We start from the raw sequence: 15265 nt of genomic DNA, 5'->3' as shown, positions 1-15265 counted from the left end.
GCCCGGATTTCTGCCTAACCTTGCCTCCATGCCGTACCGATCCCGCATCACCATCGATGGCCTCGACCGGGCCTCCCACCGTGCCTTCTACCGGGCCATGGGCCTGTCGGAGGATGACCTCGGCAAGCCGATGATCGGCATCGTCTCCTTCAAGGGGGACCAGACACCGTGCAACCAGACGCATGGCTTCCAGGTGGATGCCGCGCGCCTGGGCGTCGCGGCGGCGGGCGGGGTTCCGCGGGAGTTCGTGGCCCCCTCGGTCTCCGACGGCCTCAGCATGAATCATGAGGGCATGAAGTTCAGCCTGGTCAGCCGCGAACTCGTGGCCGACACGATCGAGGCCACAATCCATGGCTTGGCCTATGACGCGCTGCTGGGCTTTGGCGGCTGCGACAAGACACTGCCGGGCGTGATGATGGGGATGCTGCGGGTCAACGTTCCATCGATCTTCCTCTATGGGGGATCGGCGCTTCCCGGCCGGTACAAGGGGCGCGATCTGACCGTCCTGGACAGCTACGAAGCCGTGGGCGCAGTCATGGCCGGCACCATGGATGCGGCGGAGGCAGCGCGCATCGAACACGCCTGTCTCCCCACTGTCGGGTCCTGCGGCGGCCAGTTCACAGCCAACACGATGGCGATGGTGGGGGAAGCGCTGGGCCTCTCCATTCCGAACTCCTCCATGGTCCCTGGTGTCTATTCGATCCGAGCCGCCATCGCTCAGCAGGCGGCCAAGCGCTTGCTGGCGATGCTGCATCAGGGCGGCCCGCTGCCGCGCGATATCGTCACCTGGAAGGCGCTGGAGAATGGTGCCGCAGTCGTTGCCGCCACCGGCGGTTCCACCAATGCCGCCATGCATCTGCCCGCCATCGCGAATGAGGCCGGCATCCGTTTCACGATGGAGGATGTCGCCAGGGTCTTCGCCCGTACGCCATTGATTGGTGACCTTCGCCCTGGCGGCCGCTTCACCGCGAAAGACGTATATGACGCCGGCGGTGCGGCCATCATCATCGGCGCCTTGATCCGCAGCGGCCACATGCACGGCGACTGCCTGACCATCACCGGCCGCACCATGGCCGAGGAGTATGCAGGCGCCGATGCCCCCGATGGCCAGGTGGTTCGCGAACCTGCCACGCCGATCGCCCCCGATGGCGGCGTCGCCATCCTGCGCGGTAGCCTCTGTCCCGATGGCGCTGTCATCAAGGTTGCCGGGCTGAAGTCTCTGGTCTTCGAGGGTATTGCCAGGATTTTCGAAGGCGAGGATGACTGTATCGAGGCCGTGCGCGCCGGGGCCTACGAAGCTGGACAGATCCTCATCATCCGTGGCGAAGGGCCGGTTGGCGGGCCCGGGATGCGGGAGATGCTGGGTGTCACCGCCCTGATCTACGGCCAGGGGATGGGTGAGAAGGTCGCTCTCGTCACCGATGGCCGTTTCAGCGGTGCCACGCGAGGCATGTGCATCGGCTATGTGGCGCCGGAAGCCGCGATCGGCGGGCCATTGGCGCTGGTCCGCGACGGTGACCGGATCCGCATTGATGCGAAGGCCATGCGCATGGATCTCCTCGTCGAGGACAGCGAACTCGCAGAGCGGCGTGCCGCCTGGACAGCACCGCCCCCGCGTCACCGCGCCGGTCTCCTCGCGAAATACGCCAAGCTCGTCGGCCAGGCACCGGGCGGCGCCGTGACGCATGAAGGGCCTGCCGAATGGCCGCTGTGAAACTGGCCTTCATCGGCCTGGGACTGATGGGCGCGCCAATGGCGCAGCGTCTGCTGGCTGCTGGCCATCACGTCACGGTCTGGAACCGCAGCCCTGCGAAGGTGGCGCCTTTGATGGCGACCGGTGCTCGCGTCGCCGCCAATCCTGCGGAGGCTGCAGCCGATTGCGGCATCGTCTTCCTCAACCTGATGGATGCCGCAGCGACGGAGGCCGTCTGCTTCGCTCCGGGCGGCATCGTCGAAGCCCCGCGCATGGACCGCATCGTTGTGGACCATGCCTCAATCGCGCCGGACCGCACCCGCGCCATCGCCGCCCGCCTGCGGGAGGGCAATGGTACACGCTGGGTGGATGCGCCCGTCTCCGGCGGGACCCGCGGCGCCACCGATGGCACCTTGGCTGTCATGGCGGGTGGCGAGGCGGCTGACATCGAGCGCATACGCCCCTTCGTCATGGCGATGGCCCGCAACCTCACCCATCTCGGGCCGCTCGGCGCAGGCCAGACCGCGAAGCTCTGTAATCAGATCATCTCTGGCAGTCTGATGAGTGTGATCGCGGAGGCGGTGCGCCTGGCGCAGAATGCCGGCATCGACGCCAACCGTCTTCCCGAAGCCTTCGCGGGCGGCTTTGCGGATAGCCTGCCTTTGCGGCTGTTCGTGCCCCGGATGGCCAGTGGCAACCACGACCCACCCATCGGCAGCGCTGCCTCCATGGTCAAGGACCTGGAAACTGTGCTCCGTCTGGCGGCCGAGACCGGCACCCCTGTGCCGATGTCCAGCTTGGCTTTGCAGATGCTGCGACTGACGATGGCGCGCTTCGGCGCCGATGCCGAGGCCTTGATGGTCCATTCCCTGAGCGAGGGTGCATGAAGATCGCGGTTCTGGGCGGTGGCAATGGTGGCTTTGCCGCTGCCGCCGACTTTACCGAGGCCGGGCATGAAGTCCGCCTCTGGCGCACCAGCGCGACGGAGGTGGCTCGCCAGGGCAAGGCGATCGGCGTGAAGGATGTGCGTGGGCAGCGCAGCGCCTCGCCTGCTCTGGTCACCACTGAACTGGCGGAGGCGATCGCCGGCGCCGCCCTGATCCTCGCCCCGGCGCCCGCCACGACCCATGATGACCTGGCACCGCGCCTCGCGCCGCTGCTGGAGGATGGCCAGGTCGTCTTCCTTACCCCCGGTACGCTCGGCACCGTCATCCTCGCCCGCGCCCTGCACAGCCATCGGCCCGGCGCCCGCGTTGCCTTTGCGGAAACCGGCACGCTGCCCTGGCTCGCCCGCAAACATGGGCCTGATCTCGTGGCCATCACCGTCCGCGCAAAGCGCTTGCCTGTCGGTGTCTTTCCACTGGCGATGGCAGACCACGCCCTGGTCGTGATCGGCGCGGCCTTTCCCGGCGTGATCGAGCCATGCGGCGACGCGCTTTCGGGCGCACTGATGAATGCGGGCCCCATCATCCACCCGCCCCTTATCACCATGAATGCCGGCCCGCTGGAGCACTTCCCCAAATGGGACATCCATAAGGAAGGCACCCAGCCGAGTATCCGCCGCGTGACAGACGCGCTGGACGCAGAACGGGTGGCGGTGCGCGAGGCGCTGGGCTACGGCGCCCCGCACTTTCCACTCGCCGACCACTACGCGAAAGATGGCCCCGAATGGTGCTACGGCCGCGGCAGCCACGATCGACTGACGGATAGCGGCGATTGGCGCGAGAGAATCGTGCTGACTGAGCACCGCTATATGCGGGAAGATACGCGGCTCGGCTTGTCGCTCATCATCGATGCTGGCGTCGCGGCCGGCGTCGCGACGCCACTCGCGCGCGCCTTTCTGGCCATCGGCAGCGCCATCTGCGCCGAGGATTTCCTGCCGTCGCGCACCCTTGCGGCCTGCGGCCTTCCCAGTGAAGCGACAGCGCGCATGAAGGTGCTCCGCGATGGCTTCTGACCGCATGCCCATTGGCTGTCTTGGCGCCGGTCGCATGGGCCGCGGCATCGCTGTGCAATTCGCCTATGCGGGCCACGCCGTCACCCTCTTCGACCTGAGGCCCCGCCCGCCAGAGGATTTCGCGAAACTGGCGGCTTCCGCCCACGCCGAGATTGCCACGACCCTGGCGATGCTTGCCGATCTCGGCCTCGGCGATCCCGGCGCCGTGCCGGCCATCGCTGCCCGCGTCACGGTCTTGCCCGCCGCCGAAGCCGCAGGCTTGCGAGACATGCCTGTGGTCTTCGAGGGTGTGCCCGAGATCCTTGCCCTGAAGCGGGAGGCCCTGGCCCAGGCAGCCGCGCTGATGGCGCCCGGCGCCATCCTCGCTTCCACGACCTCCACGATCATGGTGGATGATTTGTCGTCGGCGGTGCCGCACCCAGCGCGCTTTCTCAACGCGCATTGGCTCAACCCTGCCTATCTCGTGCCGCTGGTCGAAATCTCCCCGGGCGTCGGAACGGATGCGGACGTCACCACGCGCCTCATGCAATTGCTCGAATCGGTGGGCAAGGTACCCGTACGTTGTGCCGCCAGCCCCGGCTTCATCATCCCGCGCATCCAGGCGCTGGCGATGAATGAGGCCGCGCGCCTGGTGGAGGAAGGCGTGGCGAGTGCCGAGGATGTGGACCGCGCCCTTCGCTACGGTTTCGGCTTCCGCTTCGGCGTGCTCGGCATGCTGGAGTTCATCGATTGGGGGGGCGTGGATATCCTGCACCACGCCAGCCGTTACCTGGAATCGGCGCTTGGCGATGCCCGGTATCGCGCGCCGGCCATCGTCGGGCAGCACATGGCGGAGGGCCGGCTCGGCATGGGCACCGGCAGCGGCTTCCTTCCATGGGGCGAGATGGACATCCCGGCCCATAAGCGCCGGCGGCTGGGCGAGATGATCGCCCGCCTGCGCGCGGAGGGGCTGGCGCGTCCGCCCGTTCTGCCCCCAGCATGACGATGACAGCCTCAGGAGGCCCCATGTCGCTTCGCCGCCGCGCCCTGCTCGCCACGCCCCTGGCCCTTGCCGCCGTGCCCGCCCTGGCCCAGCCGGCCGCCTGGCCAGACCGCCCCACGCGCTGGATGGTCGCCTATGGAGCCGGCGGCGCCTCCGACCTCTTCGCCCGGATGATCTCCCGCGCCCTCGCCGCACCGGGCACGCCGCCGGTGGTGGTCGAGAACCGGCCGAGCGGCGGTGGCATCGTTGCCACGGAGGCCGTGCTGGCCTCCCCGGCCGATGGCAGCACCGTGCTGCATGTCGACAATGGGATGATGGTCTACAACCCGGCCCTCTACAGCCGGCTGCCCTTCGATCCGGACCGGGACCTGGTGATGGCGGGCTTCATCGCCCGCTTTCCCTTCTTCATCCTCACCCGCCCCGAAAGCCCGCTGACAACCTTCGAGGAACTGCGCGCCGCGGGCAAGCGACAGGCGCTGACCTACGCCACCCCGGCGGTCGCCAGCCCGCACCACATGGCGATGGAATTGCTGCGCGTGCGTGCGGGCGTCCAGGTGGAACACATCCCCTATCGCGGCATGCCCGCCGTGCTGCAGGACCTGATTGCGGGTCGCGTCGATTGCGCCATCGCCGATGTCACCAACGCGCTTCCGCTGCTGTCCACCAACCGTGCCCGGGCCCTCATCACCTTCGGCGCCAATCGCGCCCGCGCCGTGCCGGATGTGCGCACCGCGACGGAAGCCGGCATTGCCGATTGCGTGGCCGATGGCTGGCAGGGCGTGTCGCTGCCCCGTAGTGCCGCGCCCGATCTTCTGGCCCGAGTCAACGCTGCCATCCGCGCAGCCATGGCGAGCCCCGAGGTGGCCCGCCAGCTCGGTACCACCGGCGCGGAGACGGAGCCGCTGAGCCTGGCGCAATGCGCCGAGTTGATCCGGCGCGAGAATGCGGTGTGGCGCCCGCTGATCCGCGATCTCGGCATCCGCCTGGAAAGCTGAGGCGACCGGCGCTGCCTCAGCTCAGGGGCAGCGCCACGAATTTCCGGAATCCGGGCCGCGCCGCCAGCGCATCATGCCATCGGCGCAGATGCGGCATCGCCCGCCGCTCGATCGGCAGCAGCAGCCAGCGATAGGCGTAGATGCCGAGGGCGATGTCCGCGAGTGTCAGCGCATCGCCGCACAGGAACGCCCGCGCCGCCAGGCGGTCATCGAGCATCCCGAACAGCGCCTCCACCTGCGTCTTCGCTGCCTCGAATGCCTTCCAGTCCCTCTCGGGCTCCGGGATGCGAAACAGGGTGAAATAGACTGTCACCAGGGGTGGGTTCAGCGCTGTCTGTTGCCAGTCCAACCAGCGGTCGCAGTCCGCCGCTGGACGCAAATCAGCCGGATAGATCGGATGACCCGGTGCCCGGGACCTCGCGAGGTAGCGCAGGCAGGCGTTGCTCTCCCACAGGACGAAGCCGTCCGCTTCTTCGATCACCGGCACCAGCGCGTTGGGGTTCTTGGCCAGGTACGAAGGCTCTCGCGTCCCGCCGAAGGGGCCGCCGACATCCACGCGTTCGAAACCCAGCCCGAGTTCCTCGCACAGCCATAGCAGCTTCATGACGTTGGAGGACGTGGCGCGGCCCCAGATGCGCAGCATGGCGCGAACTCCTTTGTTGCGTGTTCAGGACAGCCGAAGCAGCTGGCGGAGCCAGGCCAGGACGTCACGCCGCAGCTCGGCGGCGGCCACGGCGTTGCCGCCGACATGCACGCTGTGCGCGACACAGGGATCGTCGTAGCTGAAGGGCCTGCCCGTCACGGCATTCACGAGCACACCAGGCTCCCGCTCCTCGATCACGCAGTCGCGTACGCTCTGCGATTCCCGCACCAGCGCGGCGCTGGGGCTTAGAGGGTTGTCGAAGCCGTGGTGCGCGTCATCGTATTCGATGATGTCGGCGTCGTGCCCGGCCGCTCGCAGCCGCGCCACATGGGCCCGTGCAGGGCCGATGGGGTTGAAATCGTCGGGCCGACCATGGAAGACGCGCAGCGGCGCTGGCAGCATCACGGTGTCCCCGATGTAGCGCGTGCCGCAATCCGGATAGACGGCCGCGGTACCGATCGGGGCGATGCCGCGTGGATTCCACAGCTGGTGGAAGCGCGCCATGCCCGCATACAACGCGCCCTGACCGCCACGGGAGAAGCCCATCACTGCGATGCGCGTGGCATCAATGGCAGGATGCGCCGCCAGCACCGCCAGTGCGCGGTAGATGTCGAGGATGAAGGCCAGCCGACCCAGGCTTCCCTGGTTTCCGGCAACGGAGACAAGCCCCCGGCCCGTGAAGCCGTCGAGCAGGAAGGCCGCGGCTCCCATCGCATTAACCTGCCTCTGCCACAGGGCGATCGAAGGTCCCATGCCACCCGACCCGTGCACCATCACCACGACGGGTTGCCGGCCTTCGCCCTGCGCCAGGCTCAGCAGCCCCGCAATGGTTGCGGCCTGCCCCTCCTGCTCGCCGAGCAGGAACTGCCGGTCGGTCAGGGTCAGGGAACGGATGGCATGAAGTTCCATCCGCGTGGGCAGGTTCTGCATGCGCTCTTCCACTCCGATGCGGCCGCCATCCTAGTCGAACGCGGACCCATGCCCAGCCTTGCCCCTGGACGCAGCGGCCGCCCAGCGGCTACCGAGACATGCCCCAGCATGGAAGGCCGGATGAGCCAGGCGACTGAACTTGAGAAGGTGAAGGCGCGCATCCGCGCGCTGGCCGCCAAGACCACAGACCGCGGCTGTTCGGAGGCCGAGGCCATGGCCGCCGCCCAGAAGGTTGGCCAGTTGCTGGAGGTCTATGGCCTGAGCATGTCGGAGGTCGAGCTCCGCCAGGAAGCCTGCCTGCAGCGGGAAGTCATCATCGAGGGGCCGCGCCTGCAGGCCGTGGGCGCCGTCTTCCTCGCCATTATCCGCCTGACCGAAACCAAGGGCTGGACCGCTGGCCGCGGTACTTTCGTACTGTTCGGGCTGGAGCCCGATGTCCTCATGGGCGAATACTTGATCCACCTGGTTGCCGGCGCCGTGGACCGGGAGGAAGCGGATTTTCGCGCCAGCGATGCCTATCGCCGCAGTCGCCTGCAACCGCAGGCCCGCCTGCGCAGCTTCCGCTACGGCTTCGCCGAACGGGTCTCCGAGCGGCTCGAGGAAATCGCCCGGCACCGCCGCGACACCGCTGCGGCCGCCCAGGCGAAAACCAGCGCCGGGACCGCCCTGGTCGTGGCGAAGGAAAAGCAGGTGCACGCCGCCTTCAGGGAACTCGGCATCCGCCTGGTGTCGCGCAGCACCACCCGCCGCGTGCGGGACGGCGCCGCCTTCCGCCATGGCCAGGAAGCCGGCGGCCGCGTGGGGCTTGATCGGCCGGTCGGCGCTGGCGCTGGCACCAGGACTCTCCGCGGCAAGCCGTGAGCCGGGACCAGCCCAGGGCGCGCCGCGTCTATGCGTGGGAGGATCGGGTCATCGCCCCCCTTGACCGCTCGCTGGTGCCCTTTGCGCGCATGCAGGCACTGGTCGACTACGTCTGGGCGGAAGCCGGTCTCCACTGGCCCCCCAGGGTCCATCGCAAGCGTCCCTCGAAGCGCGTCGTCGCCACCGGCAGCCGCCTGGCCATCGAGGCCCCGGCCGAACTCCCCAGCTGGGTCCTGCTGCACGAAATCGCCCATGCGATGACGGCGGACCATGACGGGGCAGGGGATGGCCACGGCCCCGCCTTCATGGGCGTTTATGTCGGATTGCTGGTGCGCCATGCGCGGCTGGATCTGGGGCACCTCGCTGCCACATTGGCTACCGCGGGCATCCCCTGGGATCCCTCTGCCCGGCCGGTGTTCCTCGACCCTAGCCCGGCGGCAGGCGCAGTCCCGAAAACCGGATGAGGCCATCGGGCGAGGGCTCGAACCCCGTCACGCCCGCCCGCAATCCCCAGAACCAGCGATAATGGTACAGGATCATCAGCGGCCGGTCCTCCAGCCACTGTGCCGCGGCGTCCCGATAGAGGCGCTGCCGCGTCGCCTGGTCCGTCGCCTGCCGCGCCCCCAGGAAGGCCGAGTCGACCGCGGCGTTGGCGTAGCCCGTGCGGTTGAGAAACCCGTCGGAGGCGACCCAAGCCGCGATATTGCCGTCCGGATCGGCGCGACCGGACCAGATGCCGAAGGCCATGTCGTATTGCCGGGCATTGGCGCGGGTCACGATGGAGGACGCCTCCATGGTGATGATCCGAACCCGCAACCCGGCCTCGGCGGCCATGGATTGCATGATCTCCGCCACCTGGCTTTCGACAGGGCTGTTGGGTACCAGGAGGGCGAATTCCGGATTGGCGACGCCGGCTTCCCGCACCAGCGCCCTTGCCGCCGCCACATCGCGGCGAGGGAGGGGCAGGTCTGCGAAATGGAAGGCCGTGCCTGGCGGCTCCGGCTGGTTGTTCGGCACGAACAGCCCCTGCAACGCCACGTCGTTGATGATGCCGCGGTCGATGCTGAGTTCGAAGGCCCGCCGAAGCCGCGGGTCCCGCAGCGCACCAGCCTGGTTGATGTAGAGAAGCTGATAGGCGATCGACGTCGCCTCCCTCACCACCATCCTGGGTGCACGGCGGGCCGACTCCACATCGGATGGCGCGATCCGCTCGATCAGGTCGAGTTGGCCCGCACGGAGGTTCAGCAGGCGGACATTGTTGTCCGGGATGGGGAGGATCAGCAGGCGTTGAACGTGGATGTTCGCAGCGTTCCAATGCTCCGGCACGCGCTCCAGTTCGATGCGTTCCTGGGCCACGCGCCGAACCAAGCGGAAGGGACCGGAACACACGGGGTCTTCCGAAATGCGTGCGCCGAGCCGGGCTAGCGCGGCCGGGGACAGGATCATGCCTGCCCGGTCGGAGAGAACGGACAGCAGCGGCGCGTAGGGCTCCGACAGCTTGATGACGACGGTCCGCGAATCCGGCGCCTCCACCGCCGTTACCGGGCGCAACTCTGATCGGCGCAGTGATTCGGGTGCGGTGCGGTAGCGGTCCAGGTTCACCTTGACTGCTGCGGCATCCAGCGCGGTTCCGTCATGGAAGCGGCCATCGCTGCGGATTGTCATCCGCAGCACATGGCCGCCTTCCTCCCACGTCCAGGCCGTGGCGAGTTCGGGGCGGAAGGCCAGATCCGGGCCTATATCGACCAGACGGTCGCAAAGCGCCGTGAAAACGACGCGTTCGACGAAGCCGGAGGATCGCGCGGGATCGAGCATGTTGGGATCGGCCCCGATGCCGATCCGCAGCGTCTGTGCGCCGGCGGCGCCCGAGAGGCACATTGCCAAGGCCATCCACGCCAGCACTGCCCGCATCTCCGATCTCCCCCTGGCCCGTTGGAAGGCTAGCAGCGCGCTGGCCAGCGGCCATCAACTTCCCAGTTTCAGCGTGATGATCCCCGCCGCGATGAGCGCGATGCCGCTGATCCGTGCGACTGTCGCGGCCTCCCCCAGCACCAGGACGCCAAAGATGGCCGTCCCGACCGCGCCGATGCCGGTCCAGATGGCATAGGCCGTGCCAACCGGCAGCGTCTTCAACGCCATCCCCAGCAAGCCGATGCTCAGCGCCATGGCGCCCAGGGTCAGCACGGTCGGTACGAGGCGAGAGAACCCCTCGGTGAATTTGAGCCCGACCGCCCAGCCCACTTCCAGCAAGCCCGCCAACCCCAGCCAGACCCACGCCATGCTCGTCTCCCCTGATGAGGCTCTCCACAAGGTCACGATCCGGCCTAGGGTTTCGCTGCATCGCAGCGCAAAGGAGTCGCCCCCGATGGACCGCTTCTTCGAACTGACCGCCCGGGGTACCAATCCCCGGACGGAGATCCTGGCCGGGATCGCGACCTACCTGACGATGGTCTACATCGTCGTGGTCAATCCATCGATCATGGCGGCGGCGGGCATCGATGCGGGCGCGGCCTTTGTGGCGACCTGCCTGGCCGCGGCCATCGGCAGCGCGCTGATGGGGCTGCTGGCGAATTTCCCGATCGCCCTCGCGCCGGGGATGGGCCTGAATGCCTACTTCGCGTTTGCCGTGGTGGGAGGCATGGGCATTCCGTGGCAGGTCGCGCTGGGCGCCGTCTTCCTGTCGGGCTTCCTGTTCTTCCTGGTCTCAATCTTCAAGATCCGGGAATGGCTGGTGAACGGGATTCCGCTCTCCCTCAAGCTCGGCATCGCGGCGGGGATCGGCTTCTTCCTCGGCCTGATCGGGCTGCGCGGGATGGGGGTGGTGGTGGCGAACCCCGCCACGCTGGTGGGCCTCGGCCCGCTCTCCGCCACCAGCACGCTCATCGCCTCTGCGGGTTTCGTGCTGATCGCGGGGCTCGTGGCACGCAATGTCCCCGGGGCGATCGTCCTGGGCATCATCGGTACGGCCGCGCTCGGCCTGCCCTTCGGCCTGACGGAGTTCAAGGGGCTTGTATCTGCCCCTCCCTCCCTGGCCCCGACCTTTCTCCAGATGAACATCGCCGGCGCTATCGGCGTCGGCCTGATGGGGATCGTCTTTACCTTCTTCCTGGTGGATCTGCTGGACAACACCGGCACGCTGATCGCCACTACCCATCGTTCCGGCCTGATGAACAAGGATGGCACAGTGCCGAGGCTCGGCCGCGCGCTCATGGCGGATTCCGGCGGTGCGATGATGGGTGCCGCGCTCGGCACCTCCACCACGGTCAGCTACATTGAAAGCGCAGCCGGCATCCAGGCGGGCGGCCGCACCGGGCTGACGGCACTGACCGTCGCGGGGCTTTTCCTGCTGACACTGTTCCTGGCGCCGCTCGCCACCTCGATTCCGGGCTTTGCCACCGCGCCGGCGCTGGTCTTCGTGGCGTGCCTGATGGCCAAGGGGCTCCAGGACCTGGCCTGGGACGACACCACGGAATACCTGCCCGCGATCCTCACCGCGCTCGCCATGCCCTTCACCTTCAGCATCGCGACGGGCATTGGCCTCGGCTTCGTAACCTATGCGCTGGTGAAGACCCTGGCCGGAAGGGCAGGGGAGGTGCACGGCGCGGTGTGGCTGCTAGCCGCGCTATCCGCCATCAAGTTCGCGGTGATGTGAGGATTCGTCTCAGACGATCCTGATGACGTGCTCCAGATCCGCCAGCAGGTCGTCCTTCGTGATCCCTTGCAGGGTGATGCTGTCCCCGTTGGAGAAGGCGATCACGGCATTACCGTGGATTTCGGTGACAAAGGGGGCGAGGTCCGCAGGGTCCGCGACGCTGGTGGCGTTGATGCCAACCTTGATCTCGAGGACGTCGCGGCCGAGGTCGAAGTCGGTGATGATGTCGTCCCCGAAGTTGCTGTCGTAATAGAAGGTATCCTCCCGGGCGGCGAAGCCGGCACCGTCGCCCGTCAGCATGTCGTTCCCGGCGCCGCCCGCGAGGTAGTCATCGCCCTGGCCACCCAGGATGGTGTCGCGGCTCGCCTCGCCAAACAGCGCATCATTGTCGCTGCCTCCCTCGATCAGGTCATTGCCTGATCCACCGTAGATTGTGTCCCGCCCCGCATCGCCATAGGCAACGTCATTGCCGGATCCAGCATAGACCAGGTCGCGCCCGGAACCCGCATGAACGGTGTCGTTCCCTCCGCCCGAGTTGACGGTATCCGCACCGCCCGCAGCCTCGATGTAGTCCCGGCGCGACCCGGCGGAGGTCGTGTCGATCGTATCGTCACAGGCGGAACCGTGGATGGAGGCGAAGCCGGTCATGTCATCGCTCCTTGAGGGCGGGCTGGGGAAGCGTCAGGAATGGTCGCTTTCTTCGACGATTATCCTAGAATTTGGACGATCGGCCCGTCAACAGGTTTCTGAGCGGTGAAGCGGTGTGAGTGCAAGACAAGCAACGAACGACAAATTTTGAGAACCCCACAATCTCTGGCGATGACAGATGTTTGCGCGATCTTTTTCGATACAAAACAGATGTTTGAAGCTCTTTCGGGGCTCTCTGATCCGCCACACAAGCCGTCGAATGGAGCATTGGGGCGCCTCATTAATATAAAGAAGTATTATTTTTTGTTTTTCCGAGACTCTGCTTCGGGATGAGGCTGCCATCGGCCGCACGTCAGCGGCACAACGTCTGTTGCGTGCTCGCCCGCCCCTGCGCGGGCGCGCCCCGCCACCGCTGCTCGCAACAGGGGCCCGTGTCCGAACGAGTGACGGGCGCAGGCCAGGAACGTCTCGCCGGCCTCCGGTGCTGGTGACATTCACGCGGCCGGGTCCCGGGCCGCGGTTGCAGCATACGGTCACGTGAGGCCGCAAGCTGGCCGGCCCAGCATGCTATCCTGCGACCTCGCGCCGCTTTGCGCTTCACGCGGCGCGGCCGCTGCTGCCACCCTGTGGCCGATGCAACTCCCCGCTGCCCTCCTGCCACTCCGCCATCCCGCCTTCCGGCTGCTGTGGCTGGCCAATCTGTGCAGCAACACCGGCATGTGGATGCAGAACACCGGGGCAGGTTGGATGATGACATCCCTCGCGCCCTCGCCCCTCATGGTCAGCATGGTGCAGGTGGCCAGCCTGCTGCCGGTGTTCCTGCTGGCGCTGCCCGCGGGGGCGCTCGCCGATATCGTGGACCGCCGCCACTACCTCATTGCCGCCCAGGCCTGGATTGCGGTGGCCGGCACCATCCTGGCTCTCCTCGCCTGGCAAGGCATGCTCGGTCCCTGGGGTCTGGTCGCGCTCACCTTCGCCATCGGCGCCGGCACCGCCATGAACTCTCCCGCATGGTCGGCGACGACGCCGGAGGTCGTGCCCCGCGCGGACCTCGCCAGCGCCATTGTCCTCAACGGCATCGGCTTCAACATCACCCGCGCCATCGGCCCGGCCATCGGCGGCTTCACCGTGGCCTCCGCGGGGCCGGAGGCGACCTTCGCCCTCAACGCCCTGTCCTTCCTGGTTGTCATCGTGGCCCTTCTGTTCTGGAAGCGGGAGGCACCACGAACCGGCCTGCCCAAGGAGCATTTCCTGTCGGCCATGCGCGCTGGCATCGGCTTCACCCGCAACAGCCCCGTCCTGCGCGCCACCATTCTGCGCGGTTTCATGTTCTTCCTCTTCGCCGCCGCGGTCTGGGGCCTGTTGCCGCTACTGGTCCGTCAGCAACTCGGGCTCGGCCCCGAATGGCTCGGTCTGATGCTGGCCTCGATGGGCGTGGGTGCCGTCGGGGCCGGCTTCGTTCTCCCCTCCCTCCGTTCCCGCCTCGACCGCAACGGAACCGTCACGGTTGCTGCCATCCTGGGCGGTGTGGCGCTGGTGCTGCTGGGCCAGGCGCATCACTGGTCGATCGGCGTGCTGGCGATGTTCCTCTACGGCGTCGCCTGGATCACCGGTGCCTCGACGCTCCAGGCATCGGCGCAGCTTTCCGTCCCCGGCTGGGTGCGGGCGCGCGCGATCGGCATCTACCAGTTCGCCACCTTCGGCGGCCTCACCTTCGGCTCGGCCCTCAGCGGCTGGGGAGGGGAGGTGCTCGGGATCGGCTGGGCGCTCGCGCTGTCCGGCGTGCTCTGCGCCATCAGCGGCGTGGCGGTCCACCGCTTCTCCATCGAACCGGCTGCCTCCCCGACGCGGGAAAGCAGTCCGCTGCCAGTGATTCCCGCCCCGGAGCCCGCAGCTCCCGCCCTGGCCGCCATCCTGGCCGATGACAGCAGTCGGGTGCTGGAGGTCGTCCGCTACCAGATCGACCCCGCCGACCGCGCCACCTTCCTCGCGATGATGGCTGAATGCCGCCAGGTTCGCCTGCGCAGCGGTGCCCTGGGATGGCGATTGTTCGAGGACGTGGCCCACCCGGAGCGCTGGGTGGAGTTCTGGCTGGTGGAAAGCTGGACGGAACACCTGCGGGAGGCCGGGCGGATGACCGAATCCGACCTTGCGATCCTGGCCGCCGCCGCCGCCCTGCATCGCGGTCCGGCGCCGCCGGAAGCCGCCCGATACCTCAATGTCCCGCCGATCCCGTCGTCTTGAGGACGTGCAACGACCGCCACCGATCCACGTTGGTCCCGCTGGAACAACCGTGGAGACAACCCATGCCCAAGACCGCGAGCAAGACCGCCAACCGCAATGACCTGAAGGACAATGCCAAGCAGACGTCCATCGGCGTCCTCTCCGCTTGCCTGACCGACAGCATCGATCTCTACAACACCACGCGCCACGCGCATTGGAACGTGAAGGGGCCCCACTTCCACGCCCTGCACATCATGTTCGAGGAATTCTATGGCACGCTGGAGAAAGATATCGATGAGGTAGCGGAACGCCTCGTCCAACTCGGCGGCACCGCCATGGGCACGTCGCAGTCCGTTGCCGGTTCCACGCGCCTGCCGCCCTATCCCGCCGACATCAAGGCCGGCATGGACCACCTGAACGCGCTGCTGGATCGCTACAGCGCCGTCGCCAAGGCGGTCCGCGAAGGCATCGATGAGGCGGACGAGGCCGGCGACGCCGATACCGCCGATCTCTTGACCGCGGTGTCCCGCAACATCGACAAGGCCGTATGGATGATGGAAGCCACCGCCACGCCGACCGGCGAACGCTGACAGACCGTTTGAGAATGCCGGCGGTTGAGGGTCCGCAGGGGATTTTGCGTCCCTGCCAGGCGCCGGACGCGGCGGATGCTGGTTGCATCGG

General features: G+C 67.6%; 15 protein-coding genes. 10 read left to right on the top strand and 5 right to left on the bottom strand.

Features of this window, described 5'->3' with window-relative positions; translation table 11 throughout:
• Window positions 1–28: 28 nt before the first annotated feature.
• Genes BM041_RS10085 through BM041_RS10065 form a run of 5 tightly spaced genes read left to right on the top strand, consistent with a single transcriptional unit; the run spans window position 29 to window position 5627 of the window.
• The gene (locus tag BM041_RS10085) at window positions 29–1714 is read left to right on the top strand and encodes a dihydroxy-acid dehydratase (protein WP_092958915.1); all 1686 of its coding nucleotides are present in this window, start codon (window positions 29–31) and stop codon (window positions 1712–1714) included.
• A complete protein-coding gene (locus BM041_RS10080) occupies window positions 1702–2580 on the top strand; it encodes an NAD(P)-dependent oxidoreductase (RefSeq protein ID WP_092958913.1) in 879 nt (292 codons plus the stop codon). The genes BM041_RS10085 and BM041_RS10080 overlap by 13 nt, the downstream gene beginning before the upstream one ends.
• On the top strand, window positions 2577–3650 hold the full coding sequence (locus BM041_RS10075; RefSeq protein WP_092958911.1) for an NAD/NADP octopine/nopaline dehydrogenase family protein: 1074 nt from the start codon (window positions 2577–2579) through the stop codon (window positions 3648–3650). Before BM041_RS10080 ends, BM041_RS10075 begins: the two co-directional genes overlap by 4 nt.
• On the top strand, window positions 3640–4632 hold the full coding sequence (locus tag BM041_RS10070) for a 3-hydroxybutyryl-CoA dehydrogenase (RefSeq protein ID WP_175533849.1): 993 nt from the start codon (window positions 3640–3642) through the stop codon (window positions 4630–4632). The genes BM041_RS10075 and BM041_RS10070 overlap by 11 nt, the downstream gene beginning before the upstream one ends.
• Before the next feature lie 23 nt (window positions 4633–4655).
• Window positions 4656–5627 carry a Bug family tripartite tricarboxylate transporter substrate binding protein gene (locus BM041_RS10065; protein WP_092958907.1) on the top strand — a complete coding sequence of 324 codons (972 nt, stop codon included), beginning with the start codon at window positions 4656–4658 and terminating at the stop codon, window positions 5625–5627.
• Between the two features lie 16 nt (window positions 5628–5643).
• On the opposite strand, the gene BM041_RS10060 is transcribed toward BM041_RS10065, so the two are convergent.
• Together BM041_RS10060 and BM041_RS10055 are read right to left on the bottom strand one after the other, a co-directional pair.
• The gene (locus BM041_RS10060; RefSeq protein ID WP_092958905.1) at window positions 5644–6270 is read right to left on the bottom strand and encodes a glutathione S-transferase family protein; all 627 of its coding nucleotides are present in this window, start codon (window positions 6268–6270) and stop codon (window positions 5644–5646) included.
• Window positions 6271–6294: 24 nt separating this feature from the next.
• A complete protein-coding gene (locus tag BM041_RS10055; RefSeq protein WP_092958903.1) occupies window positions 6295–7200 on the bottom strand; it encodes a dienelactone hydrolase family protein in 906 nt (301 codons plus the stop codon).
• A 120-nt stretch (window positions 7201–7320) separates the two neighbouring features.
• Here BM041_RS10055 and BM041_RS10050 point away from each other — a divergent pair, with 120 nt between their 5' ends.
• Complete coding sequence (locus tag BM041_RS10050) at window positions 7321–8061, top strand: DUF2786 domain-containing protein (RefSeq protein WP_175533848.1); 741 nt, start codon at window positions 7321–7323, stop codon at window positions 8059–8061.
• Between the two features lie 89 nt (window positions 8062–8150).
• The gene (locus tag BM041_RS10045) at window positions 8151–8525 is read left to right on the top strand and encodes a hypothetical protein (protein ID WP_245761999.1); all 375 of its coding nucleotides are present in this window, start codon (window positions 8151–8153) and stop codon (window positions 8523–8525) included.
• On the opposite strand, the gene BM041_RS10040 is transcribed toward BM041_RS10045, so the two are convergent.
• A complete protein-coding gene (locus BM041_RS10040) occupies window positions 8488–9972 on the bottom strand; it encodes an ABC transporter substrate-binding protein (protein WP_092958899.1) in 1485 nt (494 codons plus the stop codon). The two genes, BM041_RS10045 and BM041_RS10040, sit on opposite strands and share 38 nt — an antisense overlap.
• 54 nt (window positions 9973–10026) lie before the next feature.
• Complete coding sequence (gene sugE / locus BM041_RS10035; RefSeq protein WP_092958897.1) at window positions 10027–10341, bottom strand: quaternary ammonium compound efflux SMR transporter SugE; 315 nt, start codon at window positions 10339–10341, stop codon at window positions 10027–10029.
• Between the two features lie 85 nt (window positions 10342–10426).
• Here sugE and BM041_RS10030 point away from each other — a divergent pair, with 85 nt between their 5' ends.
• Complete coding sequence (locus BM041_RS10030) at window positions 10427–11713, top strand: NCS2 family permease (protein WP_092958895.1); 1287 nt, start codon at window positions 10427–10429, stop codon at window positions 11711–11713.
• Window positions 11714–11722: 9 nt separating this feature from the next.
• Here the strand turns inward: BM041_RS10030 and BM041_RS10025 are convergent, their stop codons facing one another.
• Window positions 11723–12361, bottom strand: coding sequence for a calcium-binding protein (locus tag BM041_RS10025; protein WP_092958893.1), 639 nt, complete (start codon window positions 12359–12361; stop codon window positions 11723–11725).
• A gap of 633 nt (window positions 12362–12994) precedes the next feature.
• On the opposite strand from BM041_RS10025, the gene BM041_RS10020 reads away from it, so the two are divergent.
• Window positions 12995–14605, top strand: a complete 1611-nt coding sequence (locus BM041_RS10020; protein WP_092959045.1) for an MFS transporter — start codon at window positions 12995–12997, stop codon at window positions 14603–14605.
• A gap of 62 nt (window positions 14606–14667) precedes the next feature.
• Window positions 14668–15174 (top strand): DNA starvation/stationary phase protection protein Dps, encoded by a 507-nt coding sequence (dps, locus tag BM041_RS10015; RefSeq protein ID WP_092958891.1) that lies wholly within the window; start codon window positions 14668–14670, stop codon window positions 15172–15174.
• Window positions 15175–15265 lie beyond the last annotated feature (91 nt).

Source organism: Falsiroseomonas stagni DSM 19981 (assembly GCF_900114315.1).
Taxonomy (GTDB): domain Bacteria; phylum Pseudomonadota; class Alphaproteobacteria; order Acetobacterales; family Acetobacteraceae; genus Falsiroseomonas; species Falsiroseomonas stagni.
The sequence above is the reverse complement of the archived record's forward strand: the minus strand, read 5'-3'. Positions and strand labels throughout refer to the sequence as shown.

Excerpts from the sequence above, each read along its gene's own strand:
- BM041_RS10085 (WP_092958915.1), top strand. The coding sequence starts at position 29 with ATGCCGTACCGATCCCGCATCACCATCGATGGCCTCGACCGGGCCTCC.
- BM041_RS10080 (WP_092958913.1), top strand. The coding sequence starts at position 1,702 with ATGGCCGCTGTGAAACTGGCCTTCATCGGCCTGGGACTGATGGGCGCG.
- BM041_RS10075 (WP_092958911.1), top strand. The coding sequence starts at position 2,577 with ATGAAGATCGCGGTTCTGGGCGGTGGCAATGGTGGCTTTGCCGCTGCC.
- BM041_RS10070 (WP_175533849.1), top strand. The coding sequence starts at position 3,640 with ATGGCTTCTGACCGCATGCCCATTGGCTGTCTTGGCGCCGGTCGCATG.
- BM041_RS10065 (WP_092958907.1), top strand. The coding sequence starts at position 4,656 with ATGTCGCTTCGCCGCCGCGCCCTGCTCGCCACGCCCCTGGCCCTTGCC.
- BM041_RS10060 (WP_092958905.1), bottom strand. The coding sequence starts at position 6,270 with ATGCTGCGCATCTGGGGCCGCGCCACGTCCTCCAACGTCATGAAGCTG.
- BM041_RS10055 (WP_092958903.1), bottom strand. The coding sequence starts at position 7,200 with ATGCAGAACCTGCCCACGCGGATGGAACTTCATGCCATCCGTTCCCTG.
- BM041_RS10050 (WP_175533848.1), top strand. The coding sequence starts at position 7,321 with ATGAGCCAGGCGACTGAACTTGAGAAGGTGAAGGCGCGCATCCGCGCG.
- BM041_RS10045 (WP_245761999.1), top strand. The coding sequence starts at position 8,151 with ATGCAGGCACTGGTCGACTACGTCTGGGCGGAAGCCGGTCTCCACTGG.
- BM041_RS10040 (WP_092958899.1), bottom strand. The coding sequence starts at position 9,972 with ATGCGGGCAGTGCTGGCGTGGATGGCCTTGGCAATGTGCCTCTCGGGC.
- sugE (WP_092958897.1), bottom strand. The coding sequence starts at position 10,341 with ATGGCGTGGGTCTGGCTGGGGTTGGCGGGCTTGCTGGAAGTGGGCTGG.
- BM041_RS10030 (WP_092958895.1), top strand. The coding sequence starts at position 10,427 with ATGGACCGCTTCTTCGAACTGACCGCCCGGGGTACCAATCCCCGGACG.
- BM041_RS10025 (WP_092958893.1), bottom strand. The coding sequence starts at position 12,361 with ATGACCGGCTTCGCCTCCATCCACGGTTCCGCCTGTGACGATACGATC.
- BM041_RS10020 (WP_092959045.1), top strand. The coding sequence starts at position 12,995 with ATGCAACTCCCCGCTGCCCTCCTGCCACTCCGCCATCCCGCCTTCCGG.
- dps (WP_092958891.1), top strand. The coding sequence starts at position 14,668 with ATGCCCAAGACCGCGAGCAAGACCGCCAACCGCAATGACCTGAAGGAC.